The sequence below is a fragment of the Amycolatopsis sp. cg9 genome (genome assembly GCF_041346945.1).
GTDB lineage: Bacteria > Actinomycetota > Actinomycetes > Mycobacteriales > Pseudonocardiaceae > Amycolatopsis.
This window is the reverse complement of record NZ_CP166850.1, coordinates 5,764,407-5,780,997: the sequence shown is the minus strand read 5'-3', so window position 1 is coordinate 5,780,997 and position 16,591 is coordinate 5,764,407. Positions and strand designations below refer to the sequence as shown.

General features: G+C 70.6%; 19 protein-coding genes. 8 read left to right on the top strand and 11 right to left on the bottom strand.

What is annotated here, in order from left to right; genetic code table 11:
- Positions 1–2: 2 nt before the first annotated feature.
- The 3 genes from AB5J73_RS27580 to AB5J73_RS27570 are packed head-to-tail and all read right to left on the bottom strand — an operon-like array spanning position 3 to position 2,678.
- Positions 3–515 carry an MSMEG_0572/Sll0783 family nitrogen starvation response protein gene (locus AB5J73_RS27580; RefSeq protein WP_370961568.1) on the bottom strand — a complete coding sequence of 171 codons (513 nt, stop codon included), beginning with the start codon at positions 513–515 and terminating at the stop codon, positions 3–5.
- 4 nt (positions 516–519) lie between these two features.
- The gene (locus tag AB5J73_RS27575) at positions 520–1,356 is read right to left on the bottom strand and encodes an amidohydrolase family protein (RefSeq protein WP_370961567.1); all 837 of its coding nucleotides are present in this window, start codon (positions 1,354–1,356) and stop codon (positions 520–522) included.
- Positions 1,356–2,678: an MSMEG_0569 family flavin-dependent oxidoreductase gene (locus AB5J73_RS27570; protein ID WP_370961566.1), complete on the bottom strand. Its 1,323-nt coding sequence runs from the start codon at positions 2,676–2,678 to the stop codon at positions 1,356–1,358. The genes AB5J73_RS27575 and AB5J73_RS27570 overlap by 1 nt, the downstream gene beginning before the upstream one ends.
- 311 nt (positions 2,679–2,989) lie before the next feature.
- Between AB5J73_RS27570 and AB5J73_RS27565 the strand changes: the two genes are divergently transcribed.
- The 3 genes from AB5J73_RS27565 (at position 2,990) to AB5J73_RS27555 (ending at position 7,300) form a co-directional block, all read left to right on the top strand.
- On the top strand, positions 2,990–3,496 hold the full coding sequence (locus AB5J73_RS27565; protein ID WP_370961565.1) for a hypothetical protein: 507 nt from the start codon (positions 2,990–2,992) through the stop codon (positions 3,494–3,496).
- Positions 3,497–4,248: 752 nt separating this feature from the next.
- Positions 4,249–5,586 (top strand): MFS transporter, encoded by a 1,338-nt coding sequence (locus AB5J73_RS27560; protein ID WP_370961564.1) that lies wholly within the window; start codon positions 4,249–4,251, stop codon positions 5,584–5,586.
- Entirely contained in the window at positions 5,579–7,300 is a 1,722-nt protein-coding gene (locus AB5J73_RS27555; RefSeq protein WP_370961563.1) for an acetylxylan esterase, read from the top strand. Before AB5J73_RS27560 ends, AB5J73_RS27555 begins: the two co-directional genes overlap by 8 nt.
- On the opposite strand, the gene AB5J73_RS27550 is transcribed toward AB5J73_RS27555, so the two are convergent.
- Genes AB5J73_RS27550 through AB5J73_RS27535 form a run of 4 tightly spaced genes read right to left on the bottom strand, consistent with a single transcriptional unit; the run spans position 7,230 to position 10,044 of the window.
- Positions 7,230–7,670 carry a hypothetical protein gene (locus AB5J73_RS27550; RefSeq protein WP_370961562.1) on the bottom strand — a complete coding sequence of 147 codons (441 nt, stop codon included), beginning with the start codon at positions 7,668–7,670 and terminating at the stop codon, positions 7,230–7,232. The two genes, AB5J73_RS27555 and AB5J73_RS27550, sit on opposite strands and share 71 nt — an antisense overlap.
- 22 nt (positions 7,671–7,692) lie before the next feature.
- Complete coding sequence (locus tag AB5J73_RS27545) at positions 7,693–8,064, bottom strand: DUF2255 family protein (RefSeq protein WP_370961561.1); 372 nt, start codon at positions 8,062–8,064, stop codon at positions 7,693–7,695.
- Between the two features lie 13 nt (positions 8,065–8,077).
- The gene (locus tag AB5J73_RS27540; protein ID WP_370961560.1) at positions 8,078–9,094 is read right to left on the bottom strand and encodes a zinc-dependent alcohol dehydrogenase family protein; all 1,017 of its coding nucleotides are present in this window, start codon (positions 9,092–9,094) and stop codon (positions 8,078–8,080) included.
- A 29-nt stretch (positions 9,095–9,123) separates the two neighbouring features.
- Positions 9,124–10,044: an NADP-dependent oxidoreductase gene (locus AB5J73_RS27535; RefSeq protein WP_370961559.1), complete on the bottom strand. Its 921-nt coding sequence runs from the start codon at positions 10,042–10,044 to the stop codon at positions 9,124–9,126.
- 121 nt (positions 10,045–10,165) lie between these two features.
- On the opposite strand from AB5J73_RS27535, the gene AB5J73_RS27530 reads away from it, so the two are divergent.
- The 5 genes from AB5J73_RS27530 to AB5J73_RS27510 all read left to right on the top strand — a co-directional run bounded on the left by AB5J73_RS27530 (position 10,166) and on the right by AB5J73_RS27510 (position 13,846).
- Positions 10,166–11,008 carry a helix-turn-helix domain-containing protein gene (locus tag AB5J73_RS27530; RefSeq protein ID WP_370961558.1) on the top strand — a complete coding sequence of 281 codons (843 nt, stop codon included), beginning with the start codon at positions 10,166–10,168 and terminating at the stop codon, positions 11,006–11,008.
- A gap of 129 nt (positions 11,009–11,137) precedes the next feature.
- The gene (locus AB5J73_RS27525) at positions 11,138–11,743 is read left to right on the top strand and encodes a flavodoxin family protein (protein ID WP_370961557.1); all 606 of its coding nucleotides are present in this window, start codon (positions 11,138–11,140) and stop codon (positions 11,741–11,743) included.
- A gap of 28 nt (positions 11,744–11,771) precedes the next feature.
- The gene (locus AB5J73_RS27520; RefSeq protein WP_370961556.1) at positions 11,772–12,164 is read left to right on the top strand and encodes a nuclear transport factor 2 family protein; all 393 of its coding nucleotides are present in this window, start codon (positions 11,772–11,774) and stop codon (positions 12,162–12,164) included.
- Positions 12,165–12,178: 14 nt separating this feature from the next.
- Positions 12,179–12,877 carry a type 1 glutamine amidotransferase domain-containing protein gene (locus tag AB5J73_RS27515; RefSeq protein WP_370961555.1) on the top strand — a complete coding sequence of 233 codons (699 nt, stop codon included), beginning with the start codon at positions 12,179–12,181 and terminating at the stop codon, positions 12,875–12,877.
- 99 nt (positions 12,878–12,976) lie between these two features.
- Positions 12,977–13,846 carry a helix-turn-helix transcriptional regulator gene (locus tag AB5J73_RS27510; protein ID WP_370961554.1) on the top strand — a complete coding sequence of 290 codons (870 nt, stop codon included), beginning with the start codon at positions 12,977–12,979 and terminating at the stop codon, positions 13,844–13,846.
- A 9-nt stretch (positions 13,847–13,855) separates the two neighbouring features.
- On the opposite strand, the gene AB5J73_RS27505 is transcribed toward AB5J73_RS27510, so the two are convergent.
- From AB5J73_RS27505 to AB5J73_RS27490, 4 genes are read right to left on the bottom strand one after another with little or no spacing between them, the layout of a single operon-like run.
- Positions 13,856–14,581 (bottom strand): SDR family NAD(P)-dependent oxidoreductase, encoded by a 726-nt coding sequence (locus AB5J73_RS27505; protein ID WP_370961553.1) that lies wholly within the window; start codon positions 14,579–14,581, stop codon positions 13,856–13,858.
- A gap of 3 nt (positions 14,582–14,584) precedes the next feature.
- Positions 14,585–15,352, bottom strand: a complete 768-nt coding sequence (locus tag AB5J73_RS27500; RefSeq protein ID WP_370961552.1) for an SDR family NAD(P)-dependent oxidoreductase — start codon at positions 15,350–15,352, stop codon at positions 14,585–14,587.
- Between the two features lie 18 nt (positions 15,353–15,370).
- Positions 15,371–15,847, bottom strand: coding sequence for a cyclophilin-like fold protein (locus tag AB5J73_RS27495; protein ID WP_370961551.1), 477 nt, complete (start codon positions 15,845–15,847; stop codon positions 15,371–15,373).
- Positions 15,844–16,503, bottom strand: a complete 660-nt coding sequence (locus AB5J73_RS27490) for an SDR family oxidoreductase (RefSeq protein WP_370961550.1) — start codon at positions 16,501–16,503, stop codon at positions 15,844–15,846. Before AB5J73_RS27490 ends, AB5J73_RS27495 begins: the two co-directional genes overlap by 4 nt.
- Between the last annotated feature and the right edge of the window lie 88 nt (positions 16,504–16,591).

The following is a 16,591-nucleotide window of genomic DNA, read 5'->3' as shown; positions in this document are numbered from 1 at the left end:
TCCTAGAACATGTAGGTGGAGTTGATGATCGCGCCCTTGCGCGCGTAGTGGATCAGTGCGTCCTGGACGTCCAGGGGGTGCGTCGGGATGACGCCTTCGATGAGGTCCTCCTCGCGCGCGCCGTGCAGCGACAGGCCGAACCGGCAGCAGTAGGCCTTGCCACCCTCGCCGATGAACGTCTTGAGCTGGTCGTTGATGTTCAGCTCGCCCGGGAACGCGGCGTTGCCGGTGGTCGGGAAGCCGCGCGTGGCCAGGCAGTTCAGCGAACCCGGGCCGTAGAAGTAGATCGCCGCTTCGAAGCCCTTCCGCAGCGCGCGGGTCGCCTGCAGGATCGCGACGAAGCTCACCGACGACTCGTGCGCGATGCCGTGCACGAGCGTGAAGTAGCTCTGGCCGGGTTCGGCCTGGTAGTCCGGGAAGACCTTGGTCCCGCCGTACAGGTTGGACCCCTGCGGCAGCGACGGGTGCGGGATCTCGTCGAGGCTGGTCTTCTCGGTTTCGGTCAGCTCTGCCATCGGTCTATTTCCCTTTCTTCGGTCCGTACAGCACGTCGAACGTGCCGCGGAAAACCAGGTCGGCGAGCTCGCCGTCGCCGGCCGCGGCGGCCAGCTTCGCGAGTTCACCCTCGTGATCGCCCCACGGCTGGTCGGAGGCGAACAGCACGCGGTCGTGGCCGAGACCCCGGCTCGAGATCTCGTCGACGAGCCAGCGCGGGGTGAAGCCGATCGCCCAGGACAGGTCGGTGTAGACCTGCTTGCCGGCGGCGATCCAGTCGAAGAAGCGGCCGCCGACGAGCTTGATGTGGCCGCTCATCCCGCCGCCGAAGTGGACGAGGTGCAGCTTGACGTCGTCGCCGTAGGCCTCGACGAGCTTGCCCACCTCGTCGATGTCCGACGCCGCGCCCGGCGAGGTGTGGACGTGCACGACGAGGTCGTGCTCCTGTGCGGTGGCGAAGATCTTGTCGAGCTGTGGCTTGCACGCGGGGTCGGATGCCCTGCCGCCCAGCAGGAAGCTGAGCTTGAGCGCTCGCACGCCTGGTTCCCCGGCCAGCTTCAGGGCGTCGTCGGTGCGGTCGGCGTCTTCGGCGCGTGGCGACACCCAGAGCGCGGCGCTGATCCGGTCGTCCTCGCCCGCCGCCTCGACGCAGAGTTCGTTGAAGGAGAACGCGATCGCCGGGTCCGGCACACCGTAGTTCGGGATCACCAGGGCCCGTTCGGTGCGTTCACGGTCCAGATCGGACAGCAGCTCGCCGATCGTCGCGCGGCTGCCGAGCGCGGGCGCGACCGGCGGCCCGCCGTAGAAGGGGTACGCCGGCAGCACGCCCAAGTGCCGGTGGGCGTCATTCGTCCACCGCATCACGCCACCGTCCGCGGCGCGACCCAGTCGTCGTCGGCCGGGTAGGTGCTCACCGGCGTGCCGGAGAGCCACCGGACGTCACCGCCGCGGCCGACGTCGGTGATCCGCCGGGCGAGGTACTCCGCGTCCGCGGCGACGCCGCAGAACCGGCCGGAGCCCCAGGTGTGCTGCCACGGCAGGCCGAGGAAGTACAGGCCGGGACAGCTGGTGACGCCGCGGTGGTGCGTCGGGTAGCCCTTGCCGTCGAAGACCGGGACGTCGATCCACCGGTGGTCGCGGCCGAACCCGGTGCTCCAGACGACGGCCGAAAGCGCTTCCGCGTCGAGGGTCATTCGGCTGTCCCGTGGTTCCCAAACCGGCTGGTAGCGGTCCTCCTCCGGCGCGGCAATCCCGCGTTTCGCAATGAAGGCGTCGATGGAGTCCTTGATGCCTTCGGACACGGCGTCGGCGGCGTCGAGGTTGCGGCGCAGGTCGTCCGCGAAGCCCAGCTGTCCACTTCGGACCGTGTCGAGCCTGCCGTAGAGCTGCATCCCTCCCGCGGCGAACGCACGCAGGTCGATGTCGTGCCCGCCGTCGCGGCCGGTCACGTAGTGATTGGCCCGGAACCGGACGGCGTCCGCGTCGGCGAATTCGTCGATCCCCCGGGCGTAGTAACCCATCTCGTCGAGCCAGGCGACGACGTCGCGGCCGCGGTAGCGCCGGGCCACCCGCGGCGCCGACCCGACGGCGAGGTGCACGCGGCGCCCGGCCAGGTGCAGGTCCTCGGCGATCTGGCAGCCGGACTGCCCGGTGCCGACGACGAGGACGTCACCCTCGGGCAGCTGAGCGGGGTTGCGGTACTCGGCCGAGTGCAGCTGGACGACGTGCTCGGGCAGCCGCTCGGCCAGCCGCGGCTTCAGCGGCACCTGGTACGGACCGGTGGCCAGCACGACGTGGTCGGCGGTCAGTTCCCCGGCCGACGTCGTCAGCCGGAAGCCACCGCCGGGCAGCGGCCGCAGCCGCGTCGCCTCGACGCCCTCGTGCAGCGGGACGTCGAACTCCTTCACGTACGACTCGAGGTAGGCGACGATCTCGTCGCGGACCATGAACCCGTCCGGATCGTCGCCCGCGTAGGGGAACCCGGGCAGCCGGCATTGCCAGTTCGGCGTGACCAGGCAGAAACTGTCCCAGCGGCGGGTCCGCCATTCGTGCCCCGCGCGCTCGCGTTCGAGCACCAGGTGCCCGACCCCGGCGGTGGTGAGGCAGTAGGACATCGACAGTCCCGCCTGGCCGCCGCCGACCACGATCACCGGCCGGTGCAGGCCGTCGAGCTCGAAGTTCATGCCGAGCAGTGCACCCGGGAACCATTTCCGGACGGTTTCATCCGGAACATCGGCGTGTTACCGGACCGGGCGGGAGTAACGCTTCCGCGGTCGTGCGCTTAACACCGCCCGCTGCCGGGCCGGCGATGCGGCCGGGCTCCGGGTTCCCCCGGCGAGCGCGCCGTCCTCGGGACAGGTCGGGGCGTGCGCGGCGCGCGGCACTGCGTCGATCGGGTGAATCGAGGCCGGTCCGGTAAACCAGTTCCCTGGCCGGTCGTGAACCGGGAGACGGCCGCCGGCGGACAACAAGCACTACCACCGAGGGGATCTTCATGAAACGAACATTGGTCGCACTGTGCCTCGGCATGGCCGCAATTGTCGGCACAGCGTTCAACGCGTCGGCAGCCGCGGCCGAAAGCGTTGCCGCTTCGAGCAGCAGCTCGCCGCGGGCTGATTCCAGCGAGATGATGAGTTCGCCGAAGTGTTCCGGCACGAGCGGATACGGAGTGATCCGCTATCAGGTGTGTTTCCGCTACAACTGCGACAGCGACAGTTGCAATGTTCTCGGCTACCTGGGCTTGATCAACACGGCGACGACCACGCGGACCGTGATGTGGGATCTGGACCACCGACTGCAAACCACCGGACCGCTCAAGCACGATGACGAAGGCTTCGCCACTCTCGCCGCCGGCGAACAGCGGACGATCTATTCCGGCAACCCTCAGGTGTCCCCGATTTGCGGAGGCCACGTCCAATGGGTCGAATATCTGGTGGTCAAATACGGCAGCGCCGATTGGAGTTCGCCGATATCCACGCTTGACACCCTGTTCTGCGCGTAACCGCTCAGACTGCCGCCAATGAGGTGCCCGGCCGTCCGTCGGCGGCCGGGCACGTCGGCCAGTGCGGTCAGCGCGACGTCGCACCCACCGACGTGACCGCGGCGCCGGGCGCAAGGACTCCAGAAAGCGCCCGCTTTCCTGCAGTTTCGCAGGATGTATCCCCTGGATGCCAGCCCCTCGTGCACGTCCCATCACAGCCTCTTCGCTCCCGGCCAGCACCGGAGGCGGCGTGGTTGACCGCCCCATCGCTCCGGTCCTGCCACCTCCGCCCGCCGATCAGCCAACGGCCCGCCTGTTCCCCGGCATGAGGCCGCGACCGCCCCTTGCTCGCCTGCTCACCCGGCCGACGACTGCCAAGTGGGCCTACGCCATGAACCGGGTCGACCCCTCCGGACGGGTCGCCGACAGCGCCCTGCTCACAACGCTCAGCTGGGCCGGTTCGTCGGCGGCGCGGGTGACGTACCGGTCGCCCGCGAACCGCCGACGGCCGGAGCCCGCCCCGGACGTCCGCCGCGGGGCCCGTTCCGCACGCAGGTCCCTGCGCAACCAGGTCTTGACAGTAACGGGCTAATTAACTCACTATTTCGTTCATACGGCCTCGAGTCCTCGGCGCCACCAGCGCTCACGGGACGACCGCGGCCACGCTTGATCCTGCCCGGACGCACGCCACGAACGAGCGTCGCAAGCCGATCAGCTGCCTGACTCCCCATGACCTCCGCCGACCAAGCTGCCCGATGCGCAGAGGAGCTGCCATGACTTCAATCCACCCCGCGACCACCGGAACGGAGGCCGGCCGGAAGACGCCGGCCCGGGCCGCAGTGGCGAGTCTCCTCGGCAGCGCGCTGGAGTACTACGATTACATGCTGTACGCCGCGGCCGCGGCGCTGGTGTTCCCGCACGTGTTCTTCCCGTCCGTCGCACCCGCCTCCGCGGTGCTCCTCTCGTTCGCGACTTACGGAGTCTCGTACGTCGCCCGGCCGTTCGGCGCGTTCATCTTCGGCACGATCGGCGACAAGCTCGGCCGCAAGACGCTGCTGCAGCTGACCGTGCTGATGATGGGCGTGGCCACTCTGGCCATCGGGCTGCTCCCCTCCTACGCCCAGATCGGCGTAGCGGCGCCGATCCTGCTGGTCGCGCTGCGCATCGTGCAGGGCCTCTCGACGGCGGCCGAGGCCCCGGGTGGGTACGCCCTGACCATCGAGCACGCCCCGGAGGACCGCCGGTCGTTCTTCTCCAGCTGGACGATGTCCGGCGTGCAGGGCGGGCAGGCGCTGGCCAGCCTCGCGTTCCTGCCTGTCGCGGCCCTGCCGAAGGAATCCCTCTACAGCTGGGGCTGGCGGATCCCGTTCCTGCTGAGCGTCGTCGTCATCATCGCCACGATCGTCATCCGGCGTACACTCCCCGAAACCCCGGAGTTCGCCGACCGCAAGGCCAAGGGCACGACGGCGAGCTTCCCGGCGAAGGACGTGCTCAAGCACCAGTGGCGTGACGTCCTGCGCGTGCTCTTCTGTTCCTTCTACGCCAGCGTTTCTTCCTTGGCGACCGTTTTCGGGCTGTCCTTCGCGACCAGCGACGCGGTGGGAGTCAGCAGCGCCGTGATGCTCTGGGCGGTGCTGATCGCCAACATCATCGCCGTTCCCGCCCAGCCGTTCTGGGGACGGGTGGCCGACCGGATCGGCCGCAAGCCCGTCTTCATCGGCGGCGCGGTGGCCAGCGCGGCATTGCTGTTCGCCTACTTCGGCGTGATCAACAGCGGTTCGGTACCTCTCATCATAGTGCTGGCCGTTCTGCTCCTCGGCGTCTTCTACTCGGCCCCCAACGGCGTGTCCCCGGCGCTGTACGGCGAGATGTTCAACTCGAAGGTCCGGACGATCGGCATGGCAGTCGGCATGCAACTCGGGCTGGTTCTGTACGGGTTCGCACCGGCCATCGGCCAGTCCCTGAAGGGATCGGACGCACACAACTGGCTGCCGATCGCCGTCCTGGGTGCCGTCGCCGCCGGTCTCGCTGCCATCTCGGCCGCGACCGCGCGGGAAACCTACCGGACTCCCCTCGCCGAGGTGGGCCGGACCTGGGGGAAGGATGCCTGACCGGTTCTGGCGCGACACCCTCGCCGACCTGGATCGGATCCCCGCGGAAGCGGTCTGGCGACCTGACGACGATGAGTCCACATCGGACGTCCTGGTGTACGACGTGCGATTCCGCGGCTGGGGCGGCGCTCGGATCGCGGCCTGGTACGCCCTTCCCCGCCACCCAGGCACGGCGAAGCTCCCCGGGCTGCTGGTCGCGCCGGGCTACCTGGCGGATCCGGCCGTCCCCGTCGAGTGGGCCGAGCGCGGCTACGCCGTACTCAGCCTGGCGTACCGCGGCAAGAACCGCGCCAACGCCGACGTCGCGCCGGGGTTCCCCGGCTACGTCACCAGCGGAATAGAGGACGCGCACACATACGTCTACCGCGGCGTCTACGCCGACGGGGTCCGCGGCTTGGACCTGCTCCGCTCCCGGCGGGAGGTCGACGCGGACCGCGTGGGCGTGCGCGCCGTCAGCCAAGGTGCGGCGATCGTCCTCGCCGCAGCGGCCCTGCGGCCGGGCGCGGTCGCGGCGGTGGCGGTCGGATGCCCGTTCCTGACCGGCATCGACGTCGCGCTGGCCGAGGCCACCGCCGGTCCCTACGAGGAGATCCGCGCCCTGCTGTCGAGCCGTCCCGAACTGGGCGAGCGGGTCCGGCGTTCCCTCGGCGAGGTTGACGTCCTGAACCTTGCCGCCGAGGTCCGAGCCCCGGTCTACCTCCACGTCGGAACCCACGACACGACCTGCCCGCCGACGACCGCGGGCAGGCTCGGCCAAGTGCTCCCCGGCCCAGTGACAGTCGACGAGTACCCGGATTGCGGCCATGAGGCAGGCGCACGGTGGGCCGACGACAAGGCGGCCGTCTTCCTTGCGAAGCACCTCGAGCCTCGATCACCCGTGCCCGCACCCGGTGGCCCCACCTCTTGCCGCGTGCCGCCGGCCGTGCTCGATGGACGCGAGCGAGAACGGTACTTCGACCAGATCGACGAAGAACTCGCTCGGCTCCCCCGCGCCATCCAGCGAGAGCCGTTGGACACCAGCGGCGCCTATGACCGTTATAGGCTCCGCTTCACCGGTACGGACGATGCCCGGTTGAGCGCTCTGCTGACCGTCCCGCACGGCACGGCGCACACCGCCGTGATATTCACTCCGCGGTACGGCACCGTCAACTTCACACCCGGACGGGCGGTTCTCGAAGAGTTCGTGACGCTGACGATCAACCACCGTGGCCAGGACCTGACCAGCCCCGAGACGCCGATGCCCTACCCGGGTGCCTTGCGCTCCGCCCGGCTGGGACCGGAGAAGTTCTTGTACCGCCACGTCTTCGCCGACACGTTGCGCGGGATCGACATCGCACTGGACCTCCCGGATCTGGACCGACTCGCACGCGCGGTCGTCGGTGACGATCTCGCGGTCCTCGCCGCGGCGCGCCGGCCCGTGTTCGGCTGCGTCCGGGTGGATCGCCTGCTGCTCACGAGCGCCACCCATCTCGCCAGGGAGTTCTCCGGCGTCGAGGACCGGCAGGAACTGGCTCGCACGCTCGCTGTCTTCGACGTCCCGGCCGCGGCCGGCGAGGTCGAGGTTCCCCTGCTCGTGGCCCTTTCCGCGCAGGAGGAGGCGAGCTTCCCGGCAACCGGCCGCCCGGGTCTGACGGTTCTGCAGCTCACTCACCGCGAAGCCATCGACGAACCGGAGCAGTGGCGCTGGTTACGCGAAGCGTCGCGCTCCCGATGACCATTCCGTTCGGTCGCTCCGCGGCCGCACGGCCGGTCAGCCGGATCTCTTCGTTGTCGAGGCCGGCCCGCAGCCGCCGCAGGACCGTGTCGTCGTGGTAGCAGCGCAACGCCGGATCGTCGGCGGCGCCGGCGCTCACGGCCGCGCTACGCAGACGACTCCGACCGCGATCAGCGCACGCCACAGGGCGGCGGGCCCGAGGCCGCAGAGGGCGTAGTGCAACTCCACACCCACCAGGCAGCGCCACTTCGGGCGGCAGTACACCCACCGCGAGCAGCAGGATCGACGAGGCGATGCCGGAACTCGTCGCAACCACGTGGCACACCAGCACCGCCGCACCGAGGACGACGACGAGTTCGAGACCGAGCACCGTGTTTCTCCCGCGTGCGTGGTCAGCGCGGGACGAGCTCGAGCGTCGTGTCCCGCGCAGCCGTCATCGGGCCGAGGTAGCTCGCGCCGTAGCAGCCGTACTTGGCACGGTAGGCAGCGTCGACGCGGTCGTTGACGGCTACATCCGCGACCTCGGCCAAGGTGACGTCCTTGTCCACCCCGCCGGCGCGGATGTGGCCCTCGCCGTGCTTCACCGCCGCGCGGTACCAGGCGCCGGCACTGCCCCGGTAAGAGCGGACGTAGAGGGCGTCGCCGTCGCGCACGACCCAGATCGGCAGCCGGGCACGCGGAGTTCCGTCGCCGCGCAGGACCGCGAGCTGCAGCTCGTCGGCCTGCCCGATCCGGGTCAGCTCGTCGTTCGTCCAGGTGGTCATCGGATCGCCTCCCTCAGGGACGCAGCAGTGTTTTGATCGCGCGGCGTTCGTCCATGGCCCGGTAGCCCTCGGCGGCCTGGTCCAGGGGCAGCGTCAGGTCGAAGACCCGGCCGGGGTCGATGTGGCCGTCGAGAACGCGGGTGATGAGGTCGGGCAGGTAGGCGCGCACCGGCGCCGGGCCGCCGCGCAGGCCGGCGTGGGAGAAGAACAGCTCCACACCGTCGATCTCCACCTCGTGCGGAATGCCGACGAAGCCGACGTTTCCGCCGGGGCGGGTGGACTGCAGGGCCTGCCGCATCGACTGCGGGGTGCCGACGCACTCCAGGACGGAGTCCGCGCCGATACCGTTCGTCAGGTCTTTGATCCGGGCGACGCCGTCCTCGCCGCGCTCGCTGACGATGTCGGTGGCCCCGAACTCCAGAGCCAGCTTCTGGCGGCTTTCGTGGCGGCTCATCGCGATGACGCGCTCGGCGCCGAGTTCCTTGGCCGCGAGCACGCCGCACAGGCCGACCGCGCCGTCGCCGACCACGACCGCGGTCGAGCCGGGCTTGACTTCGGCGGCCACGGCCGCGTACCAGCCGGTACCCATGACGTCGGAGAGGGTCAGCAGGCTGGGGATGACGTCCTCGTCCGGCTGCCCGGGGGTGGCGACCAGGGTGCCGTCCGCCGTCGGGACGCGGAACGCCTCGGCCTGGCAGGTGCTCATGAACTCTCGTTGCACACAGTTGGACTGGTAGCCGTTGCGGCAGTTCGGGCACGTGTTGTCCGACGTCGCGAACGAACCGATGACGAACTGTCCCGGCCGGACGGAGGTGACCTCGCTGCCGACTTCTTCGACCACGCCGACGTACTCGTGCCCCATCTGGTGCGGCTCGCCGACTGGCTCCGTGCCGCGGTAGGCCCACAGATCGGACCCGCACACGCAGGTGGCGACCGTGCGGACGATCGCGTCGGTGGGCTCGACCAGTTTCGGGTCGGGGACGTCCTCCACCCGGATGTCGCCGGGGCCGTGGATCACGGTGGCACGCATGGTGTTTCTCGCTTTCGTCTCGGGAATGGTCAGAACGTGAGCACCACTCGGCCGCGGAGGCCGCCGGCCTCCAGCAGCCGGTGTGCTTCGGCAGCGCGCTCGGCGGGCAGGGTCCGCGCGACCCGCGGGGTGATCCGTCCGGCTTCCGCCAGCTGACGGAGGCGGTCGAGGTTGGCGTGGTCGCGGGCGTACTGCGGCACGAACGTGCGCCCGGTGACGATGCCGCGCTCACCGGCGCTCTCCTGGAACCCGCCGGCCGACGTGGCCACCCGGCCGCCGTCGCGCACCGCGGCAGTCGCCTCGGTGAGGCCCGCGGTGTCGACGAGCCCGTCGACACCAGCGGGTACTTCGGTGCGCACATGCCGGGGGAATTCCGTGCCACGCGGCAGCACGACGTCGGCACCCAGGTCCTTGACCAGCTGCTCGTCCTTCGGTGCCGCATCGGCGATGACCCGGAGGCCGTCGGCCTTGGCCAGCTGGACGGCGTAGCCGCCGACCGCGCCGGCCGCGCCGGTGACCGCCACGGTGGCGCCTGCCGGGAGGTCGAGCAGGTCCAGCGCCATGCGCGCGGTCAGGCCGTTCATCGGCAGCGTGGCGGCCTCGACGTCGGTCGCGGCGCGCGGGACCCGGACCACCGACTCGGCGGGGACGACGAGCTGCTCGGCGTAGGCGCCGTGCGTGCCGGACACGACCGCGACGGCCATCACGCGGTCGCCGACGGCGAGATCGGTTTCAGTCCCCTCGCCGATCTCCTCGACCACGCCGGCCGCGTCCATGCCCGGGACGTACGGTGGCTCGGCGTCGGAAACGAAGGCCTGGCCCCGGCGCACCAGCACGTCGACCGGGTTGACCCCCGCCGCGCGCACGCGGATGCGGATCTCGCCCGGACCCGCCGCGGGAACCGGGAGCTCCAGCACACGCAACACGTCGGGCCCGCCGAACTCGGTCACTCCCACAGCTTTCACAGCGCTGACATTCGCATGCCCGGAGCGAATCGAAAAAGGGAGAACTCCATCCTGGGAGAAATTCCTCCCCCTCACACGGACGACGCGGGATGCGATTCTGGATCGCATGACCCGAAATCCGCGACCCGGACAACTCGGCGAATTCCTCAAAGCCCGCCGCGCCGAACTCACCCCTGGTGACGTGGGGCTGCCCGAGGACCTTCCGCGGCGGCGGGCCGCCGGCTTGCGCCGCGAGGAGGTCGCCCTCCTCGCGGCCATCAGCACCAACTACTACGCCCGGCTCGAGCAGGGCCGCATCGCGGCTTCGGGGCCGGTTCTGGGCGCCCTCGCCCACGTGCTGCGGCTGACCGAGCAGCAGCGCACCCACCTGTTCGAACTCGCCGGGAACGAGATCTACCACCGCCCCTACCGCCGGGCCCGGCAGCAGGTCCAGCCGCAGCTGTGGCGGTTGCTGGACGACCTGACCGCGACCCCCGCGTTCGTGCTCGGCCGGCGCACCGACATCCTCGCGTGGAACCCGATGGCCGCGGCCCTGATCACCGACTTCGGCCGGATCCCGGAGAAGCACCGCAGCTACATCAGGCTGCTGTTCACGGATCCGGCGATGCGCGAGCTCTACCCGGACTGGCAGAACGTCGCGCGCATGGCCGTCGCCACGCTGCGGGTCGAGGCGGCCCGCACCCCCGGCGACCGACGGATGAGCGCACTCGTGGGCGAACTGTCCACCCGGGACGAACACTTCCGGCAGTGGTGGGCCGCCCGCGTGGTCGCCGGCCGCGGGGTGGGCACCAAGCACCTGAACCACCCGGTGGCCGGCTCGCTCATCCTCGACTGGGACACCCTGACCTCCACCGCCGACCCCGAACAGCACCTCGTCGTCTGGACGGCCGAACCCGGCAGCCGCTCCGCCGACGGACTGCGCCTGCTCGCCTCCTGGGCCGCCACCTGACGGCTCCGATTTCCTTCGCCGGCGAAAAGCAGGGAGAAATCAACCGGGGAGCGATCTCTCCCTGTTTTCACTCCCCATGGCAAGGCACTGTGGTGAACGTACCTGATCCACACTTTTCGAGGAGCACCAATGTCCTCTCCGGTCCGCCCGAGCGTCGCGATCGCCTTCCATTCGGGCTACGGTCACACCGCGGTCCTCGCCGAGGCCGTGGCGCGCGGCGCCGCGGAAGCCGGCGCCGATGTGGTGTCCATCCCCGTGGACACCATCACCGGCGTGCAGTGGGCGCAGCTGGACGCCGCCGACGCGATCATCTTCGGCGCCCCCACCTACATGGGCACCGCCTCGGCCGCGTTCCACGCCTTCGCGCAGGAGAGCACCAAGCGCTGGTTCACCCAGACCTGGGCCGACAAGCTCGCGGCCGGCTTCACCAACTCCGGCGCGAAGACCGGCGACAAGTCCTCCACCCTGAGCTACTTCGCCACCATGGCCGCCCAGCACGCGATGCACTGGGTCAGCCTCGGCCTCCAGCCCGGCTGGGCCAGCAGCACCGCGAGCGAGGACGACATCAACCGCCTGGGCTTCTTCCTCGGCGCCGGCGCCCAGAGCCCGAACGACGTCGGCCCGGAGGGCGTCCACAAGTCCGACATCGCCACCGCCGAGCACCTCGGCGCCCGCGTCGCCCGCCAGGCCGCGGTGTTCCGCGCCGGCCAGGCCGCCCTGACCGCCACCGCCTGACGCCCACCGCACCCGAAGGAGCACGATCATGTCCGATTCGCCGAACACCGCCCTGGTCCGCCGCCTGTACGACTCCGGCATGGCGCCCGAGGTCACCGCCGAGATCATCAGCCCCGACCTGGTCTGGGACATCACCCCCGGCTTCCCCCACAGCGGGGTCTACCACGGGTGGGACAGCGTCGGCCGGGACTTCTTCGGCCGGATGATGCCGGACTTCGAATCCTTCTCGGCCGGCGCCGAGGAGTTCTTCGCCGACGACGAGAACCACGTCTTCGTCTACGGGAACTACCACGCGATCACGAAGTCCGGTGAGAAGGCGGATGTCCGCTTCATCCACCTGTGGACCGTCCGCGACGGCAAGCTCGTCCACCTCCGGCAGGCCGCTGACAGCCACGTGCTGCAGCAGGCCCTCAACGGCTGACCAAGGAGCATTCCATGACCAAGATCCTGTTCGTCATCACCGCCGCAACCCACTGGACCCTCGCCGACGGCTTCCGGCAGCCGGCCGGCTACTGGGCCGAAGAGGCCCTCGGCCCGTACGCCGTCTTCAAAGGGGCCGGCTACGAGATCGCCGTGGCCACTCCCGGCGGCGTCCCGCCGACCGCGGACGCACTCAGCCTCACCCCCGAGTTCAACGGCGGCCCCGAGGGCGCCGAGCAGACGAAGACCGCGCTGCGCGACGCGACCGAGCTGGCGAACCCGATCCGCATCGAGGACGCGCGGATCGAGGACTACGACGCTGTCTTCTACCCCGGCGGCTGGGGCCCGATGGAGGACCTGCCCGGCAACGCCGAATCCGGCAAGCTGCTGACCGAGTGGCTAGCCTCGGGCAAGCCGGTGTCCCTGGTGTGCCACGGCCCGGCGGCGCTCCTGGCCACAGTGGATGCCGACGGCAAGTCCCCGTTCCACGGCTACCGCCTGACCGGGCTGTCCAACGCCGAGGAGAAGCTGAACGGCCTCGCCGACCGGGCGAAGTGGCTGCTCCAGGACCGCCTCGTCGGCGACCTTGGCGCGGACTACCGCGAGGGCGAACCGTTCGCCCCGCACCTCGAGGTGGACCGCACCCTCTACACCGGGCAGAACCCGGCGTCGGCCGTCCCGCTCGCCCAGGAGATCGTCAAAGCCCTCGGCTGAGACCCCGTCCCGGCGGCCACGCCGTGGTCGCCGGGACACACCACCCTGGGACAGAACTCTCCCCCTGACAACGCCGCCGGCCGATGTCAAGCTGGGGACATGAACCGCGATCCTCAGCGCAACGAACTGGGGGAATTCCTCCGGGCGCGCCGAGCCGAGCTCACCCCGGCCGACGTCGGCCTGCCCGACGGCGGCCAGCGGCGCGTCGCGGGTCTGCGCCGGGAAGAGGTCGCCGTGCTGGCCTCGATCAGCACCGACTACTACACCCGCCTCGAACAGGGCCGGATGCCGGCGTCGCCGGCCGTGCTGACCGCCCTGACCCGGGTTCTGCGCCTGGACGACGACCAGAGCGCCTACCTGCACGAGCTCTCGGCCAAGGGCGACCACCAGCCGACGCGGCGACCGCCGCGGCCCAAGATCCAGCCGCAGCTGCAGCGCCTGCTCGACGACCTGGCGCACACCCCCGCTTTCGTGATCGGGCCGCGGACCGAGATCGTCGCCTGGAACGCCATGGGCGCCGCGCTGATCACCGACTTCGGCAAGATCCCCGAGAAACAGCGCTACTACATCAGGCTGCTCATCACCGACCCCGCGATGCGCGAGCTGTACGCGGACTGGGAAGGCGTCACCCGGCTGGCCATCGCCCAGATGCGCATGCACAACGCGAACAACCCCGGCGACCGGCAACTGGCCGAGCTGGTGGGCGAACTCTCCGTCCGCGAAGAGCAGTTCGGCCGGTGGTGGGCCGCTCACGACGTCGCGACCCGGGACACCGGATCCAAGCACCTGCGCCACGCGGTCGTCGGTGACCTGCACCTCGACTGGAACGCCGTCACCTGGGCCGCCGATACCGACCTCCAGATCATCGTCTGGACCGCCGAAGCCGGCACTCCGTCCCACGACGGCTTGCGCCTGCTGGCCTCCTGGGCGGCCGAGCCCGGCCGGACGACCAGCGACCGTCCTGCGTGAACTGCCGGGCTACGCCAGGCTCGTGCCGGTGAAGGCCGCGAGCTCGGCCAGCAGCTCGTCCTGGAACCGTTCGTCTCGGACGGCGGGATGCGGGTCGTGCCGTTGCCGGTGGTACCAGTAGCCGCCGGTGGTGCGGGCCTGCGGGTCGTCGGCGGTGGCGAGCCACTCCTGGGTGAGGTGGCCGAGCCGGAGGTCGTCGGGAGCACCCGGGCCGCCCATCTTCGTCGGCACCCAACCCGGGTCGACCGCGTTGCTGCACACGTGGGGCCACAGCCGGGCGACCGCGGCGGCGAAGGCGGTCACGAAGAGCTTGCTGTCCGAATAGGACGCGGTCACCCGGCGCCCGGACCAGTCCTGTCCGCGCGGCTTCGGCCGCCCGCCGCGGTGCATGCCGCTGCTGAGGTACACCAGCCGCGCCGGTCGCCGGACGAGCGCGGTCAGCAGGTAGGGCGCGACGACGTTGACCGGCAGGACGAGCGCGCCGCGGTAGACGCCGGCGTTGTGGATCACCGCGTCCATCTCGCCGAGATCGTTCACCTGCCCGGCGACACCCCGTGTTTGATCCACATCGGACAGATCACCCACGACTCCGGCGGCACCCCGATCCAGCAAGGCCGCCGGGAGCCGTTCTCGGCGGCGGGCGTGGACGACCACCTCGTGTCCTTCGTCCAGCAGGGTCCGAGCCGCGGCGAGGCCGAGCCCGTCGGCCGAACCGGTGACGAAGACGCGTGCCATGGCTCAGCGTGCCACGTAGCCGCCGTCGACGGGCAGGGCCACCCCGACGACGAAGCCGGAGCCGGGGCTGCACAGCCACAGCACGGCCTGGGCGATCTCCTCGGCCGTGCCCAGCCGGCCGATGGGCTGGTTGGCCTCGGCCTCGGCGCGGTCGAGCTCGCCCTTGGCGATCATGTCGCCGACCATCGGGGTGTCGATGGTGCCGGGGCAGACCGCGTTGATCCGGATGCCGCGCGGGGCGTACTCGAGGGCGGCGCTGCCGGTCAAGCCGATCACGCCGTGCTTGGACGCGTGGTAGGAGGCGCGGCCGGGGATGCCGACGAGGCCACCCAGGGAGGAGCAGTTGACGATCGCGCCGCTGCCCTGTGCTCGCATGTGACGCAGCTCGTGCTTCATGCTCGCCCAGATGCCGCGCAGGTTGATGGCGTGCACGCGGTCGAACTGCTCGGCGCTCTCCTCGGCGGCGTCGGCGGGCGGGATCTGGATACCGGCGTTGTTGTAGGCCAGGTCAAGGCGGCCGAAGGTTTCGACCGTGCGGTCGACGGCGGCGGCGACCTGGTCTTCGTCGGTGACGTCGCACGTCAGCGCCAGGACGCGGTGACCGGCGGCGGTGAGCTCCTTCTCCGCCGCCTCGAGCGCGGCTTCGTCGACGTCGGTGAGGGCGACGGCGGCACCGGACTCGGCGAAGGCGCGGGCGGTGGCCAGCCCCATCCCGGAGCCGGCTCCGGTGACGAAGGCGACCTGGCCGGTGAAGTCGTACGTGGGGTTCATCTCGGGCGTTCTCCAGCTTCAGGGGGTTGGTTCGATGGTGACGCGGTCGGCGGTGGCGAGCACATCGGCGCCGCCGTCGGCGAGGCGGCCGAGGACGACGACGCCGTTCGCGCGGGGCGCGTCGCGGTAATAGATCGCCAGGTTGCCCCACGGCGCGTAGAAGGCCAGGTCACCGGCCTTCGGCTCGGCGCTTTCCGGGGCGCCGTCGGTCGACAGCCGGCGGGGCAGGTCGGAGATGCGTTCCGTTTCGTGGAAGTCGCTCAGGTCCAGCGTGAGCGGCAGGAGGATGGCGAAATCACGGGCGGCCGCGCTGTCGTTCAGGGTCGCGTGCACGACGCGGCCGTCGACGGTGAGGCGGATGTTCACGGTGGTGCTCCCGGTCGTGGGCGCGAGGGTCGTCGAGGACGCCGGAGGTGCCGAGGACGGCGGTGGTTCGGCGCCGCAGGCGACCGCGGCCAGCAGGGCGGTGACGGGGATCGCGCGGGCGAGAGTCACGGCGTCTCCGGCATGGGCTCGGCGAAGTGCCGGAAACCGTCACGTTCGGAGTGGATGGCGAAGAGTCTCCCGGCGAGGGCGTCCGGGCTGCTGTGCTCCGCGTCCGGCCGGATGGCTCCCGGGACGATGAGCTGGGCGACGTGGATGTTTTCCGGAGCCAGCACTTCGTGCAGCATCCGGGCGTACGCGCTCTCCGCGGCGAAGGCGATCGAGGTGCCGGCGCGCTGGGGGTGCGGGCGCACGGCGCTGCCGCCGTTCACGAACAGGACGGTTCCGCGGCCGAGGGCGCGCATGCCGGGCAGCACGGCGTGCACGGCGGTGACCGGGCCCTTCACGGAGAAGTTCAGGGGCGCGTCGAGGTCGTCGGCGCTCGTGTCGAGGAGCGGCTTCATGAAGTCCGCGCGGGGCACCGGGCTGAACTGCAGGACCTCGACGGGCCCGGCTGCCTGCAACGCGGCGGTGAGCGACGTGCGGTCGAGCACGTCGGCGGGGAACGCGCGAGCTCGGATGCCCTCACGCGTCAGCTCGGCCGTCAGCTCTTCAAGGCGCGAAGCGCTGCGGGCGATCAGGGCGACGTCGTAGCCGGCGGCCCCGAAGCGCCGTGCGGTGGCGAACCCCAGGCCGGGGCCGGCACCGACGAGTGCGAAAGTCGACATGAATACTCCTCGGCCGGACTTGGCTTCCGGTTCCCACGGAACCAGAAGCCGGCGCGACCCGCGAGGTTCTCTCGAAAGGTGTACTGGC